Here is a 14670-nt window from a genome sequence, read left to right on the forward strand (position 1 = left end):
GGGTACGCCGCGTCGCATATCTCGGTGTCTCTGAATCTTTGAGCATGGTGTCCACGATGGTTTACGTGCACACGATCTTGCGAGATGTCGCGGGACTGTTCAAGGTGGTACGGCTGGTCGCTTACTCACGTTCAAGGAAATGGCTCCCCAACCGGAGCTGCTCGATCATGTCGATGTTAATGGTGTTGGTATCGGGGCGCTGCTGCGGGTGATCAACCAGCGCATTGAAATTCTTCTTGATCGCGAGCATTGCATTGGTCATGCCTACTTCATGCCGCTCGCCGCGAAGGGCGGAAATACGCTGAGCGCGTTGGCAGGGGTGTTTCGGAATCAGTTGCTGCCGCTGCTGCAAGAGTACTTCTTCGATGACTGGGAGCGCATCGGTTGGGTCCTGAATGACCCGAACAAATCGGCTACTCAATTCCAGTTCATCCGGAAGCCGCCAGGTGACGCAGCCAAACTGTTTCCTGGACAGACGGAACGCATACAAGACCGGCGGTGGACATTGAATCCGGACGCGTTCGGGTTGATCGAAAGTTACCGACAGATCTTCGGAAAGCAGTAGTGGCGCTCCGATCTTTGGTCACCGTGCGCGAGTTCGCGCGGTTGACAACGGGCACTGTTCAGCCCACCCTCGATCAAGCATCCGTGTCGGACTCGGCATTCGACTATCTATGCCGTCTGGCCGGTGGCTTTCGGAGCAACGGAGCGACTCTACTGCAAGTCGAGAGTCGACAGTGGCTCCGGCTTGACGGCTATGTTGGCGTGATCGAGACTCCCTGCGGTACAACGGTGGAGATATTGCCCAAGCATGTCGATGGCCTCGGCGAACATGTCGTGGAGGATGCTCGTGCGCTGTTGCGCAAACTGCTGGGTCGTGCCCTCGACCTTCCTGTGCGCGAGGTTGGCGAGGCAGCTATTGAGCGCTTCGATTTCCCATTGACGGAGTGGGTGATGAACCGCTTTCTCCTCGCATTGGAACGTGTGGTCCGGCGCGGCGTGCGCAGCGACTACGTCCGGGTTGAGGAAACACAAAGATTCCTGCGTGGCCGCCTGGATCTCACCCGTCAGTTGCGGCAGCCGCCTGGGCGTGACCACATTTTCAACATTCGCCACGATGTTTACTTGCACGACCGGCCAGAAAACCGGTTGCTCAAAAGCGCGCTGAAGAAGGTGTGTGACTGTTCTGAACATCCTGACAATTGGAGGTTGGCGCGTGAGCTGTCAGCACTGTTTGTGGAGGTTCCTCGTAGCACAGACGCCGTATCCGACTTCCGCGCCTGGCGGTCCGACCGGCTGATGGCCCACTACGCTGATGCCAGGCCTTGGTGTGAGTTGGTACTTGGGCAACAGATGCCCCTATCGCTTGCTGGTCTCACGCACGGTCTGAGCTTCATGTTCGCAATGGACCGACTGTTTGAGCGCACCGTTGCGAATAGCTTGCGCAGCAGCCTGCATTCCGACACCCGCCTCATCGAACAAAGCACTCGGCATTCTCTCTGCACGCATCTTGGGGGGAAAAAATTCACTCTCAAGCCGGATATGTTGGTAGAGGCGGCTGGAAGACAGAGCATTGTGCTAGACGCGAAATGGAAAATGATCGACGAATCATTGATGGATAAGCACTACGGACTAGCCCAAGCGGACTTTTATCAACTCTTTGCCTATGCCCACAAGTACCAAGGTGGTAAAGGCGACCTAGCGCTCATCTACCCACGCACAGAGTTTTTCACTAGACCATTGGCTCCTTTTCAGTTGGGCACCGGACTGAACCTGTGGGTACTTCCGTTCGATCTGGAGGCCGAAATAGTTCTATGGCCGGAAGAGGGCAGCGCTTCCGGTTTTTTACCTTTGAGCGGCCGAGCGCCTGGTTTGCCCGTGTACCGTCGTGCTTGAACGACTAGATGCAGCGCGCCGCGCCCTGCCTCTTTGACGGTCAACCTTCTCTGAGATGCGGCTCGGCCCCCTTTTGACGCATTCCCCTGGTGACGAAACGCAGCGCCTCTAGCTACTGCTCGGTTTCGTCAGTTGCTCGGAAATCGTTGGCCTGGGCACGTCCGGAAATCCTTATCTGAAAGAGAGCGTGCGGTCGATAAGAGTTCGATTCCAATCATTGACTGGATAGGTTAAGACGGGCAGACTGATTCTAGGGAGCGAGACAATATGAAAATCACATTCAGCCTTCATGCTGGTGGATGGCAGGGTGCTGCTGCCGCGCCGCATTTGGGCAGACCTGTCCTGAGTCCTCCAGCTTTTCTTGGGCTGCTGGAGGTCCAGCTTGGCCTTGCCGGGCCGCCTACGGTCATGGCTAGGCGCACCGCTGCCTTTTTGGTAGCTTTGAGGGCAGCTGACGCTCCAGGGCGGTTCTTTCACAGCAGCCTGCAGGCTGACGAGATGGGAACCGCCGCGGCACTGTTGGCCTGGCGAGATGAATGGTTTCTTGCCGGCTGGGACGGCAAATCTCGCGAGGGATGGCCAAGCAGGCTCGGCGACATGGCCGCTGTAGAGGCTGCAGCCGTCGGCCGGATCGGGTTCGGCGAAGGTGAACGCTTGGCGCTGGTGGCCGAACGCATCGCCAAACGTCGCATCCCGATTGAAAAGGTTCTGGTGCTGGAGCCGCTCGCTGCGTTCCCCTTGCGTTGGCGGTCTGTTTTGGAGCAGCTTCCAGTCGAAATCATACTTCCGAGGCAGGCACAGGCCGCAGGGGACCTCGGTGCGGTCCAGCAGCGATGCTTGGCAGCGGCAGTCGAAGGCACCCTTGCCCCGGTGGGTGCGTTTGCGGCAGATGGATCTATCGCGGTCATGCGTCCGCTGTCAGTCGAGGCAGCAGAGCATTGGCTGTCCAACCAATATCACACAGCCCCAGTTGCGGCACGCCTGATCGTTTGCGATGAACCAGCTCTGGGTTCGTCGCTGGATGAGACGCTCAGAGCCACCGGCGTCCCAATATGTGGGTATAGCGAGTCAAGTTCGCTGCGCCCGACGGTACAGGCTCTTCCACTGGCGCTGGAGACGCTGTGGGACCCCGTGGAGCCGGCTCGGTTGCTGGACTTTCTCATGCATCCTGTAGGACCGCTCCCCGCCAGTGTCCGGCGACGGCTCGGCAGGGCTTTCGCGGCCGAGCCAGGTATTGGTGGACAGGCCTGGACTACTGTTCGCGATGAGCTTCGAGCAGAGCTTGAGCCCGAAGCAGACCGTAAGGTGACGGAGTGGCTGGAGGGGCCACGATACGACAGGCTTGCTGGTGCACCACTCGACCTCGTCGTGAACCGCGTTGGGTTGCTGCGTTCAGCGTTGCAGGCTAGGTTGCTGAAGGTCATTGAGGAACGGGGTGTTGGAGAAGCTGATTTGCGCTCCGCCGTTTCCCAGTGTTCCGCGGTAATGGATGCGCTCAACGACCTCCGGACTTCTGCTGCTGACATGGTGAAGCCTCGGTTGCTGGAGCAGCTGGTTGCCCAAACGACGGCAGATGCCGCTAACACCCTGGCTGTAGCCGAAGTCGGTTGCGTGGCAAGCGCTGCGTCTGTCGCTGCTTGCGCGGTCGAATCCGCTGACGAGGTCATCTGGTGGATGCCTGGCAGCCCGAAACTGCCGGCTGCGCACCCCTGGCTTCAAGTTGAGCTTGACGCCCTGAAAGCCGCAGGCGTGGATCTGCTTGATCCCGGCGCCGAGATGGCCGCCATGATGACCCTTTGGATTCGGCCCATTCTTGCTGCCCGCAAACGCCTGGTCCTGGTGCTGCCGCCCGAGGGGGCTGAGTTGCACCCCGCTTGGCAGCTCGTGAGCGTTGTCGCTCCGCAGTTGCGCATCACCGTACTTGAGCATGACGACCTGGGGAAGGTTGCGGTCGCTGCTCAGGAGCTGCCGCTGGCAAGGGGAGCCTGGAGGTTTGACCCTGGAGCCAAATGGCGGGGGACGTTTCCGGCTCCAACGCGCAGGGACGCGCAATCGTTCTCGTCGCTGGAGGTCGCCTTCAACAACCCTGCGCTGGCAGTGCTGCAGGATGCGGCGCATCTGCGAGCCGGCAACATGCATGCACCTGAGCAAGATACTCGGCTTCTGGGCACGCTGGCGCATCGTCTCGTGCAGATACTTCTGTCTGACCCGGCAGCGCTTGGGTGGAGTCCGAAACAGGTAGAGGACTGGTTCGGGCCAGCCGCCGACAAGCTGCTGAAAACTGAAGGGATGCCGTTGTTGGCCCCCGGCAGCTCTATGCAGTTGACCCAGTTCAAGGCAGCAGCTCTCGGAGGCATCATCTCCCTGGTTGCCTATCTGAACGCTGCTGGCGTGAAGCGAGTTGAAGCTGAGAGGTCTTTGAAGGGCGCGCTTGGAGCTCTCCCGCTGCGAGGTGACACCGATTTACTTCTCTATCTCGACAAGGGCGCAACCGCTGCGCTGGATCTGAAATGGTCGCGCGCGGCGCGATATCGCGACAAGCTGGCCGGTGGCGACTTCCTCCAGTTGGCGCTCTATGCGCACATGGTGGAGCAGGAGACGGGCGCCCCGCCCGTCGCAGTCGGGTTCTTCACCTTCCTCGATGGCGGCCTCTCGACCCTTAACGATGGTGTGTTCGGCGACAAGGCTCGAGTCATTTCGCCCAAGGACGGCCAGACGACGGGATTGCTGGTGAAGGGGGCAGCCGCATCTTGGGAGTGGCGTGTTCAGCAGTGGCAGGCCGGGGAGGTGGATGTCATCGGGGATGGGCTGCTGCCTGCACCCACGGTGCCGCCGGATGGTTGCTTGCCACTTAGAACGCTTGGGCCTTGGCACCTCGACTACGTTCGCCTTTTCGGTCAGGCGGAGGGTGAAGCATGAGCGGCGACAACAAGATGAGCATCGAGTTCGTGCGCGCTGGCGCTGGAAGCGGAAAGACGTACTACCTGACGCACCTGCTGGCGAGTCGTCTCGAGGACAAGTCGGCCAGGGCTCCTGCAGTCATTGCGACGACCTTCACCGTCAAGGCTGCAACTGAACTCCGCGAACGAGCGCGATCCACTCTTCTCAAGAAGGGGCGCCTGGATTTGGCGGCGGCCGTAGGGCAGGCCCGTATCGGCACCATCAATAGCGTGTGTGGGCAGCTCATTCAGCGCTTTTGCTTTGAGCTGGGTGTTTCTCCGGATCAGCAGATCCTTGACGAGCTGCAAGCGTCTCGAATCGCCCGGATTGCTCTGGAAAGTGTTCAGACGCCCGAAGAGGTTCGTCGGCTTGTTGAAGTCGCGCATCGGCTCGACATCGGCCAAGCCAAGTACAGCACGGATAGCCGAGAGCAAAAGCGCGAAGCAGCCATAGCCGAAACTTTGCGCAAGATCATGGGTGCGGCCCGCGAGAACAACTTGTCGCCGGCTCAGGTTGCGGCGATGGGTGCAGTGAATGCCGACGCCATGCTCGCGTCCTGGCCGGCGCCGGTCAACGGTCTGCTGGCGGAATTGGCAGGGGCGCTCGACGTCGCAATTGCCGAGCTACAGGAGGCCTGGGGTAAGAACAAACAGACCGAGGTTTTCAGGAAGGGCATCGACAAGTGCCTCGATGCCAGAGAGCAGCTAGAGCGTGGGCGCTTGCCTTGGAGCGTGTGGGTTGGGCTGGCTAAGCTCAATGCAGGGGCGCCGCAGAAAGAAATCGTTACCCCTCTCCACGCTGCAGCTAATCGTCACGGGGCGAGTGCTGAGTTTCATCAGGACGTGCGTGAGTACCTGGGTCTTGTGTTCGGCATCGCAAGCCGTGGGCTGCAAGCCTTCGCAGATGCTAAGCGGGAAATGGGAGTGGTCGACTTTACCGATCAAGAGGTATTGCTCCTGCGAGGGCTGCAGACTAGCGAAATCGTCCAGCAGGCACTGCGCGAGGAGCTCGATCTGGTGCTGGTCGATGAGTTCCAGGACACCAACCCCTTGCAACTGGCCATCTTCATCGAGCTCGCAAAACTTGCGAAGTCGTCCGTCTGGGTGGGCGACCGTAAGCAAGCCATCTATGGTTTCAGAGGCACGGACTCGGCGCTCATCCAGCAGCTTCTGGACTCGATGGCTGCTTGGGGTGGCAAGGTGGGAGCGGCGCTAGCGGACTCTTATCGGTCTACCCCGGCGCTGGTGAAGCTGACGAACGAGGCGTTCGTGGAGACGTTCGCGCCGACACCCGCGGCGGATGTCGCGCTGAAGCCTACACGGGCGGCTATCGCTGGCAGCGTTGACCTTCAGAACTGGACATTCGCGATCCCGCCGAAAAAGAGGAGCCTTGATGTGACCGGTCTAGGGCCTGCGCTGACTCAGTTGCTGGAGAGTAAGGCGCAGATTTACGACAAGGACACCAAGTTGATGCGGGAGGTAAAGCCGGCAGACATCGCCGTCCTGTGCCGCACGAACTCAGCGCTGAAGGACGTCGTCGGCGCATTGAGCCGTTGGAGCATTCCGGTCGCCGCCGAAAGGCCAGGCCTGATGTCAACTCCTGAGGCTCAGCTGGTTCTAGCGTGCTTGCGTCGCTTGCATGACCGATCTGACACCGTAGCGTCTGCAGTCGTTGTCGGACTCACAGGCGCTCTAGAGCCAGAGCAATGGCTAGACGACCGCCTGCAGTTCCTGTCCGAGGCGAAGCTGGACGCCGAGGGCGTGTGGGAGCCGCCGTTGAGTTCTTGGAAGGTCACGGGGCCTGGTGCTCATCCGCTTCTGGCTCGGATTGACTCCCTGCGGGACAGGCTGCTTTCCCTAACACCGTTCGAAGCGCTGCGCCTGGCCAAGGCTGAGTCAGGCGTTGCGAACTTCTGCCATAGCTGGTCGGCGAACAAGCGCGCAGCGCAAGTTCGGCTCGCCAATGTGGAACAGCTTCTCGGTCTGGGGCGTCAGTACGAGGAGGAGTGCCTCGGCTCGGGCCAGCCGGCCACGCTCAACGGACTCCTGCTGTGGATGCAAGAGCTGGACGTTGAGGGCAAGGATGGCCGAGCGGCCGCCGGCCACGGCGCTGTCGAAGTGATGACGTTCCATGGCGCTAAAGGCTTGGAGTGGCCTGTTGTGGTAGTCGTTGGCCTCGACCATCCGAGCCGGACTGACTTGTGGGAGGTTCGGGCGCGGACGGACGGCGTGTTTGATGCCGCTGCTCCGTTAGCCAACCGATTTATCCACTTCTGGCCTTACCCATTCGGTGCGACGGAGGGCGTTGGCGAGTCTGAAGAAGCAGAGGCCGCGCCCATTGGGAAGGCCGCAGCACAGTCAGCGGTGGAGGAGAACCAGCGGCTTCTTTACGTCACGCTGACCCGCGCTCGCGATCAGATCGTGCTGATTTCGAAGCCCGGTTCTGCCGCGGAGCCGCCCCCGCTGCACTGGCTGTGGGAGGCCAAAGCAGCGGGTACGTTCTGGCCAGGAACAATCAAGCGAGTCATCGACGGTGTCGACATCAGCTGTGTCGCCACCGACTGGCCGTTGGAGAAGACCCAGGAAGAGCCTCCTGCTAGAGTTAAAGAGGCGCTGCGGTTCTATCCGCCCCGAGCGTCGAAGGTCCATGCGCCGCTCTGGGTGCGTCCTAGTGCCGCCGAAGTCGCTGGCTTCAAGGTGGATTCGGTGGAGACTGTCGGCAAGCGCATCGTTGTCCAGGCGCACACAGACATCACGCTGCTGGGCTCTGCACTTCATAACTGCATTGCCTACGCCGCGGCCGACCCGGCACAAGGAGTCAGCCTTGATGACGTCAAGGAGATTCTTGCCCGTTGGGGGGTGGAGGACGCCGTCGAGCCGCAGGCGGCGCTTGATCAGGTCAATGCCTTCACGAACTGGTGGCGAGGCCGGTGGCCGGATGGCGAGGCGCTTGCTGAAGTGCCCTTCGAAGCCAGACGGGCGGACGGCGCGATAGCACGTGGTCAGATTGACTTTCTGCTCAAGGTTGCCGGAGGACGCATCCTGTTCGATCACAAGGCGAACCCGAAAGGCGCTGGAGCTGATGACAGGTTGGCCCTAGAGCACGGTGGCCAACTGGCCGAGTACGCGCAGGCCGTTCAGACGGCCACAGGTGAGGCGGTCTTGGAGCGATGGCTGTTCCTGCCTGTAGCTGCGCAGGTGGTCCGCATCGTGGAGGCGTGACCTTCATTGTGATCGCTAGGCTTCGTCGTTGGCGCGTTCGCAGTCGACCGCACTCAGCGGCAGGGTGAGCTGCGAGCGTCCGGCCCCAGCGGTTTGAGACGCGCCTTGACGCTGCTCGCTCTTACCTGCCTGGCGGCCTGAGCAACATCCAAGGCTCCACATCCAGCGCCTGCGCAAAGCGCTCGATGTTGGACAGCGACACATTCCAGCGGGATCGTTCCACCGCTGACACATACGTCCTGTCAAGGTCGCACTCCATCGCAAGCCGCTCTTGCGACCAACCCTTTTCCACCCGCTTGAGGCGCATCCAATAGGCAAGCACGTCCCGAAGATTGGAGGGATCGGGCAGCGAAGTGGGTGCTTGGGGCTTGGCGGACACCGGGTGAGGATGCTTTTCTGATAAATTTGCATCTACGGTGTTTGCTTCACATATCGATTTCCGCAGGGATCGCGCGAAGGACAAGGACACCGCTGCAAAGCGAAGCAATTCCCTCCGGATTGCGGGGAGCTTCAAGCTATTCACACCAAACGCAGCATCGAACAGTGAGCAAAGCAATGGAAGAAGAAATCCAAGAAATCCTCGCGACCTACCGGTCCAGCATCAACGACGACAAGATCCTCTTCTCTCCCCACATCTCACCCAAGAAGCTGACAAACGCCGTCTCCGAGTTCGGTGGCAACGACGGCGTGGACGATGTACTGGCGTTGATCGACAACACCGTCTTTGGCAATGCCAAGGACGGACTGCTGTTGACCCGATCAGCCCTGCATGTGCACAACATGCTGGAGACGCCTTTCCATCTGCTCCTCGGTGACATCAAGGATGTGCAGTTTCAAGGGGGCCGACTGGAAAGCGTGTTAACGATCAACGGCACCTACGTTTTCAGGTCGAACGTACCCAAGAGCTCCAATGTCGCGCTCTTCGCAGAAATGCTGACCGCCATCGTGGACACCGTCAAACGGCATGTGTCGAATGCCAGCCCTTCTCAACGCGCCAAAGAGTCGCTGCGGGAACTGAAAGAGCTCTTCGACGAAGGCCTCCTGACAGAGGCGGAATACACCCAAAAGCGCCAAGTCCTGGTGGCCCAAATCTGAAAGTCTCTCGATGAAAGCTCTCCTGCTGCTCTTAATCCCCGTTTACGTACTGCTCTGGCTGATCTGCTTCGGTCACTGCGTCGTCAAAAAGAAGCCCATTGGCTTTTTGATTTTGATCCTCTCGAACCCGTTTGCCCCCTTGATTTACTACGTGTTCTACCTGCGGAAATAGCCTCACTTGGGCCGTGCTGTTTCTCCCGACTCTGCGGCCCTATCTCCTTGAAATGCCGCAACCCGGCTCCCTCCAGATGACCTGTGCCGGAGCACCCGGCACAGGTCATCACCTCAACCAACAAAACTCCAACATGCAACCCATCAACACCAGCATGCCCAAACCCATTGCCGCCATCGTTGCCTTGTCACTGGCATGCGGCCTGACGGCGTGCGGCAACAACCACCTGACCTGCAATGACGACGAGGCCAAAAAAGAAGTCCTGGAGGTCATCCACTCGCATATCGACAAAGTCGGTGGATTTGACTCAAGGATCAAGCCCCACCTCGGCAAGCGCTACCTGTCCAATGTCTCCACCACCGAGTCCGACAAGGAGCTTGGCAGGTATTCGTGCACTGCCACGTACAACTACGAATTCAAGAAAAAGACCCGGACAGTGCAAATCTCGTACGAGCTGAAGTACTTGGAGGATCAGAAGAAATCCCAAGCCTCCGTGAGCGTCCAACCCGTGAAGACCGACTACTTTGTCGCCGATGCGGGCGGCTGAGGCACAGCAGGTGCGGAAAGAAAAAAGGCCACCCCTAGCCCAAGCCAGGGGTGGTCAGACAAGACGATGGTTGTCCGGGGCCATCAAGCCCATCATCCTGGGCTTCGGCCTGAGCATCAGCACCCGCACCACCTCCACCGCAGTACAACTTCCATACAGGCTGCGCAGTTGCCGATGACCGCAGTATCCCAGTGAGGCGGACTCCCAGGATGCAGCCGGATCCAGCCGCATCCCATACCCGCATCCCCAAACCGCCTCCGCCTCCTGGGGCAGCAGCAACACCGACCGTGGCTGGAATCGCCCCTCTGGCTGTGCCCGGTTGCCACTGTCTCCCGAGCCTTCCGCTCCCTCCAGCCCGGCCACTACACGCCATTGCCAGTAACCCTGCTTTGGAGGGCAATTCGCTGCGTTGGGCAGGGACTTCGCCTTGGACACGGAATCCCTTCGGCGCCGCCAAGCCAGCAGCGTGACGCCACCTTCCTTGCGGCAATCCTCCATCGCATCGAGATCCAGTTCCGCACTTTCAAGAACAGAGATCTCGGAACGAAAGTGACCTGCCGTTGGCTTCCGGGAAGACGGCAGCAGGCGACGAACCCACTCCGTGATTCGCTCATCCAGTTGCGTTCGCATAGTGGCCTGTGCTGCCTCATGCGCCCGCGGTACGTCAACCTCCGTTTCCCCCTCGGGGATCAGTGCATTCGCTACGCGTGCCAAGCGTCGCACCCGGGGCCGCCACTGAACCGGCGAGACCTCCGGACGCAACAGACATGCTGCCTGCCACAGCGCCGTCCACAGAGTGTGGTGACCTCCTGGCGATTCCTCCAAATGGCATACCAGCGGCAAGCGATGCAGAGAGGTTGTGGATGGGGCATCCTGCGCGAACGCCATAACCATCGGCTCCGTCTTCCACTGCAGCCCCGCCGTATACACCTGCGCCAACGATGCAGGGCGACTGGCGCGCGGCTTCTCTGCCTTGTCAGCCGCTGCCATGTCCCACCCCTGCATCCACAACCGATCCCGAGCGAGTTGCGCCAGTTGGCACCATGCCCTGGACCTTCAGCCGTTCCCCCAGCTTGTGGCCAAGGTTGCGGTGTGGTCCAGATTGCCGCTGTCGTGTGCTCTGTGGCTGCGATGGCCCGTGCCCGGCGTCTTGAGGGGTCTGGTCCAGTCCGTCTCCTGGGCTTCCTTCCGTGTCCGGATAAAACTCCTCGACCACGGCAGCTCCATCCTCTTCGGACTCCTCAAACTCACCAAGTGCAAACCCGGCCCTGGCCGCGCCATCCAGCGCTGCCTGATCCATCCCCGCCGCTTTGCGCGCCTCCCACTCCGTGCGGGCACTCTGGATGGCCTGCGCCAGCGTGGTTTCCGCCCTGAGCGTGAGGTCCACGTAGTAGATCGGCGTGCGGTGCGAAAGCGTCGTGGACTTCCCGCGCAAGCGCAGCTCCAGTGGCAAGGTGGACAACAAGCCACCCGACAACGCATGGAAGTAGCGCAACCGTGCCGCAAGCGTCCTGATGCTGTTGAACCCGGTGGTGCGCAGCACAAAGCTGCCCAGCTCATCACTCCCGACTCCCTCCACATCGATGCGCACATTCAGGCGCCCGTAGGGCTTGCAGTTGCCGCCTTCGGCCAAAGGACAGGACTGTGGTGACGAACACGCGAAGCTCTGCATTCCAGACAGCGTGGCCCGCTTGCAGGTTTCCCCGTTGCCCACACACAGGGGCCGTCCGGTGGATCGGTCAAACATCGTGTAGTTCGCCCGCAGGCTCAGGTCCGGATCGTCGAACAGCAGGCGCACGGGAATGCTGCGCAGCTTTGTGTTCTTGTCTTTACGCAACTGTTCATCGAGCGGGTGGTTCACCCAGCCATCACGGTTTTGCACCTGGCTGGTGATGGTGAATTCGTCATCCTTCTCCGGCAAGCGCTTGCCGTTCTTCTCCACGACTTTGCCAATCGATATCCGGCCAATGACCGGGGGTGTCAATGCCAAACCTTTGAGCATGGTGAATCCTTTCGAGACAAAAAGAAGCGGACCCGCACCGATCTGGTGGAGGTCCGCTGTGAGTGGTTGATGGGTATGCGATGTGGTGCTCTGCGGTCTGTTTCGCTCCAGCTACTGCTGCACCAGAAACCGCCGACTCCCTGGCTTGGTGAGTGAATAGGCCTGTGCCAGCTCGGGTCGGTCCTTGAGCAACTGCGCGGTATCCAGGGCGGTTCCGTCCTTGCTGCGCTTCCAGGACACTTCCCCGGTCTCGAATAGAGCCCGCGTGGCTTCGCCCATGCGCTGCTGGATGCGTTGCTTGAGTTGGGCTTCCAGTGCGGTCTGGGTGGTGATGACCTCGCGCACCGACAGGAGGTCAGAGAACACGGCTGACATCTCCAGGTCGGTCGAGAGATCCAGCGTGGTTCCGCTGTCCCGGGGATAGAGACACCGCAGGGCCAGGTCCGCAGAGTCCGAACCGTCGGCCGGTGGCTGCTGATCCCGCTCCACATAGCCCCAGAACTGCTGCTCCAACTGGATGAGCTGGGTGATCATCTCGGCGTCCCTTTCGATCCGGAACACCTGCAGTTCCTGACCGCCCATGAGCACGGCCACATCGGCAGCCTGTTTTCCGGTCACGGCCAGCTGGTGCATCACCTGTAACTGCACATACTCCGGCACGCCATCGCGCCACAGCCTGGCCCCGTTGATCCCCGCCGTCTTGCATTCCAGGATCTGGACGTCCGGAGCACCCATGACCTCGCGGTCAAGGTTCGCCAGCATCCAGGGATGTTCAGGGTGTTGCAGCACCGCATTGACGCGCCGCACCCGGTTGCCCGTGCGCCGGGTGTAGTGTGCTGCCACAATGGGTTCGAGCAGCGTGCCCCAGTACATCGGGCTCTGGTCATCGTTGGGATCGACCACCGGCAGACCGGCATCGCGCCCGGTCTTCTCCATCCACAGCTGCAGCTGGGACTTGTAGGGGTGCAGGCCGACAGCAGCGGCGGCATCGGAGCTGCCGATACCGCCCTTGCGCACCTCCAGCCAATCGTCGCGCTTGAGGGTGTTTGTCTTGACCAACTTCAAAGCAGGTCGGGCCTTGGGGGTTGCCGAGGAAGACGGTGCAGAAACGGAATCCGTATAAACAGAGGATTGAGACATGGTGACTCCTTGAGATATGAAAACTCCCGCTCAACAAAAAGCCCCGGTCCCATTCAAGGGCCGGGGCTTTGCTGCGGAAGGAGTGGAAATAATGGAAGGAAGGCTCTTTTGCTTCGGCGCTTTGGATCGTTGAACCTGGCACTCACGATGCCAACTGCAGCGCCTGTTCCAGCGCACGTTGCTTGAGGGCTGCGCCCTGGCCGAACCAAGCACTGTCGAGCCGGTATTCCTGGCTGCGGGCGCGCCGCTCGTGGTCCACGAACTCGGTAACGGCACACAGCAGGCCCCAGGCAGTTCCTTTGGCGGCCTGCAGTTCAGCACCACGGCCCTGGCCCTCATACATGGCCTGCACCTTCTTGAGGGCACGCTCATTCGTGAGGCCCATGGCCTGGTCGGCATGGGTATCCGTCTGGCAGAGCACCTTGAGGAAGTAGTTTATGGACTCGTGGCTCTTGACCTTGCGCTCCGAGAGCGTCTTCATGCGGTACATGAAGCTGTCCCACTGGGAGACTGCAATACCCAATTGCTTCTTCACGGCCTGGGCATCAAAGGTCGTGCTGTGAGGCACCTTGATGGCGCTGGTCGCTCCACTGAGCGCAATGGACAAGGTGTTGTTGCAGACCACCCGGATCGTGGTGGGCGTGGCGGTGGTGGCGAGACTGCCGTCGCAGGAGGTGGCGAGCAACAGATAGCCGTTGACCACATCGTTGCCCTTGAGGGCCGAGGTCTTGCCAGTGCGAGCCAGCGCCCAGAACTTGCGTCCGGCCTTGAGGACACCGGCGGTTTCCAGTTCGTAGCCCGAGACCTCCGTGAGATCCCGGTAGAACTCCAGCACTTCCTTGGGCTGGACCACTTGGTAGCGGCCTGACACCACAGACAAGGGGGCCTTGGTATCGCTGCGGTACAGCACCTTCTGGTCGGGGAACTCCATGGCTTCGCCGTAGAGGTTCGAGCTGTCGTCCGTGGCGAGGTAGCGCACGGGGGTCTCCCGGATGTGCCATTGCATGCCAGCGGCCTGTGCCCAGACGTCGATGGGTTGTTTCTTGGGCAGGGCATTGCCCAGTTGGTGCCAGGGGGTCTGGCCGACATGGGCCATGGTTTCGATGAGGTGGGACATGAGAGGGCTTTCGAAATGGAGATTGATAGAGATGGAAAGGGAAATAGAGGAAAGAGCAGCGGCCTCCAGTTGAGGCACCGGGGGAACAGGGTCAGGAACGGGAGGGGCTAGTGAACACCGCCCCGCAGTCCTGGCATTCGCTGTTGCCGAGGTAGTGCTCGTCAACGACGTCGCCCAAGCGGCTGCCAGCAACCGAGCCCGCTGTGGCGCCGAGCAGGCCACCCAACAAGGCACCGGCGATGCCGCCGATCGCGATACCAACGGGGCCACCAACCGCCCCGAAAGAAGCGCCGACCTGGGCACCGGACCAGGTGCTGGCAGCGCCGCTGGCGGCTCCGGCGACACCGCCAAGGGTTCTTCCGGTATCGCGGCCGACTTGGCGGGTGGTCACGTGGGTGGATTTGCAGATGGGACGTAAGCGTCCAGCCGAGGCATCTTGAGTTGAGCCACATGTCCCGCGAATATCGCGGGCATGATGAAGAAGGTGGATGCAGTTTGCGTGGCGACGATCGCGTTGTTTGCGCGCTGGCTCAGCGTTGC

At 60.7% G+C, this 14670-nt stretch carries 12 protein-coding genes; 7 read left to right on the forward strand and 5 right to left on the reverse strand.

Features of this window, described 5'->3' with window-relative positions:
- Positions 1-139: 139 nt before the first annotated feature.
- The 4 genes from NFX52_RS25350 (at position 140) to NFX52_RS25365 (ending at position 8057) form a co-directional block, all read left to right on the forward strand.
- Positions 140-565, forward strand: coding sequence for a hypothetical protein (locus NFX52_RS25350; RefSeq protein WP_156358821.1), 426 nt, complete (start codon positions 140-142; stop codon positions 563-565).
- Between the two features lie 200 nt (positions 566-765).
- Entirely contained in the window at positions 766-1896 is a 1131-nt protein-coding gene (locus tag NFX52_RS25355; RefSeq protein ID WP_252635867.1) for an McrC family protein, read from the forward strand.
- A gap of 267 nt (positions 1897-2163) precedes the next feature.
- Positions 2164-4815 (forward strand): PD-(D/E)XK nuclease family protein, encoded by a 2652-nt coding sequence (locus NFX52_RS25360; RefSeq protein ID WP_252635868.1) that lies wholly within the window; start codon positions 2164-2166, stop codon positions 4813-4815.
- On the forward strand, positions 4812-8057 hold the full coding sequence (locus tag NFX52_RS25365; RefSeq protein ID WP_055401139.1) for a UvrD-helicase domain-containing protein: 3246 nt from the start codon (positions 4812-4814) through the stop codon (positions 8055-8057). Before NFX52_RS25360 ends, NFX52_RS25365 begins: the two co-directional genes overlap by 4 nt.
- 121 nt (positions 8058-8178) lie before the next feature.
- On the opposite strand, the gene NFX52_RS25370 is transcribed toward NFX52_RS25365, so the two are convergent.
- Complete coding sequence (locus NFX52_RS25370; protein WP_082437584.1) at positions 8179-8436, reverse strand: helix-turn-helix domain-containing protein; 258 nt, start codon at positions 8434-8436, stop codon at positions 8179-8181.
- Between the two features lie 176 nt (positions 8437-8612).
- Between NFX52_RS25370 and NFX52_RS25375 the strand changes: the two genes are divergently transcribed.
- Both NFX52_RS25375 and NFX52_RS25380 read left to right on the forward strand, forming a co-directional pair.
- Positions 8613-9152, forward strand: a complete 540-nt coding sequence (locus tag NFX52_RS25375) for an SHOCT domain-containing protein (RefSeq protein ID WP_055401143.1) — start codon at positions 8613-8615, stop codon at positions 9150-9152.
- A gap of 305 nt (positions 9153-9457) precedes the next feature.
- Positions 9458-9871, forward strand: coding sequence for a hypothetical protein (locus NFX52_RS25380; RefSeq protein ID WP_156358823.1), 414 nt, complete (start codon positions 9458-9460; stop codon positions 9869-9871).
- 54 nt (positions 9872-9925) lie between these two features.
- On the opposite strand, the gene NFX52_RS25385 is transcribed toward NFX52_RS25380, so the two are convergent.
- The 4 genes from NFX52_RS25385 to NFX52_RS25400 all read right to left on the reverse strand — a co-directional run bounded on the left by NFX52_RS25385 (position 9926) and on the right by NFX52_RS25400 (position 14130).
- Positions 9926-10501 (reverse strand): hypothetical protein, encoded by a 576-nt coding sequence (locus NFX52_RS25385; RefSeq protein WP_156358824.1) that lies wholly within the window; start codon positions 10499-10501, stop codon positions 9926-9928.
- Between the two features lie 346 nt (positions 10502-10847).
- Entirely contained in the window at positions 10848-11873 is a 1026-nt protein-coding gene (locus NFX52_RS25390; protein ID WP_055401149.1) for a recombination directionality factor, read from the reverse strand.
- 111 nt (positions 11874-11984) lie between these two features.
- Positions 11985-13013 (reverse strand): YqaJ viral recombinase family nuclease, encoded by a 1029-nt coding sequence (locus tag NFX52_RS25395; protein WP_055401150.1) that lies wholly within the window; start codon positions 13011-13013, stop codon positions 11985-11987.
- Between the two features lie 142 nt (positions 13014-13155).
- Entirely contained in the window at positions 13156-14130 is a 975-nt protein-coding gene (locus NFX52_RS25400) for a DUF932 domain-containing protein (RefSeq protein WP_252635869.1), read from the reverse strand.
- A 154-nt stretch (positions 14131-14284) separates the two neighbouring features.
- Here NFX52_RS25400 and NFX52_RS25405 point away from each other — a divergent pair, with 154 nt between their 5' ends.
- Positions 14285-14548 carry a hypothetical protein gene (locus NFX52_RS25405; protein WP_055401155.1) on the forward strand — a complete coding sequence of 88 codons (264 nt, stop codon included), beginning with the start codon at positions 14285-14287 and terminating at the stop codon, positions 14546-14548.
- The last annotated feature ends 122 nt before the right edge of the window (positions 14549-14670 follow it).

Source organism: Acidovorax facilis, assembly GCF_023913775.1.
Lineage (GTDB): Bacteria > Pseudomonadota > Gammaproteobacteria > Burkholderiales > Burkholderiaceae_C > Acidovorax > Acidovorax facilis.

Excerpts from the sequence above, each read along its gene's own strand:
- NFX52_RS25400 (WP_252635869.1), bottom strand. The coding sequence starts at position 14,130 with ATGTCCCACCTCATCGAAACCATGGCCCATGTCGGCCAGACCCCCTGG.
- NFX52_RS25350 (WP_156358821.1), top strand. The coding sequence starts at position 140 with ATGGCTCCCCAACCGGAGCTGCTCGATCATGTCGATGTTAATGGTGTT.
- NFX52_RS25375 (WP_055401143.1), top strand. The coding sequence starts at position 8,613 with ATGGAAGAAGAAATCCAAGAAATCCTCGCGACCTACCGGTCCAGCATC.
- NFX52_RS25380 (WP_156358823.1), top strand. The coding sequence starts at position 9,458 with ATGCAACCCATCAACACCAGCATGCCCAAACCCATTGCCGCCATCGTT.
- NFX52_RS25395 (WP_055401150.1), bottom strand. The coding sequence starts at position 13,013 with ATGTCTCAATCCTCTGTTTATACGGATTCCGTTTCTGCACCGTCTTCC.
- NFX52_RS25390 (WP_055401149.1), bottom strand. The coding sequence starts at position 11,873 with ATGCTCAAAGGTTTGGCATTGACACCCCCGGTCATTGGCCGGATATCG.
- NFX52_RS25385 (WP_156358824.1), bottom strand. The coding sequence starts at position 10,501 with ATGCGAACGCAACTGGATGAGCGAATCACGGAGTGGGTTCGTCGCCTG.
- NFX52_RS25360 (WP_252635868.1), top strand. The coding sequence starts at position 2,164 with ATGAAAATCACATTCAGCCTTCATGCTGGTGGATGGCAGGGTGCTGCT.
- NFX52_RS25365 (WP_055401139.1), top strand. The coding sequence starts at position 4,812 with ATGAGCGGCGACAACAAGATGAGCATCGAGTTCGTGCGCGCTGGCGCT.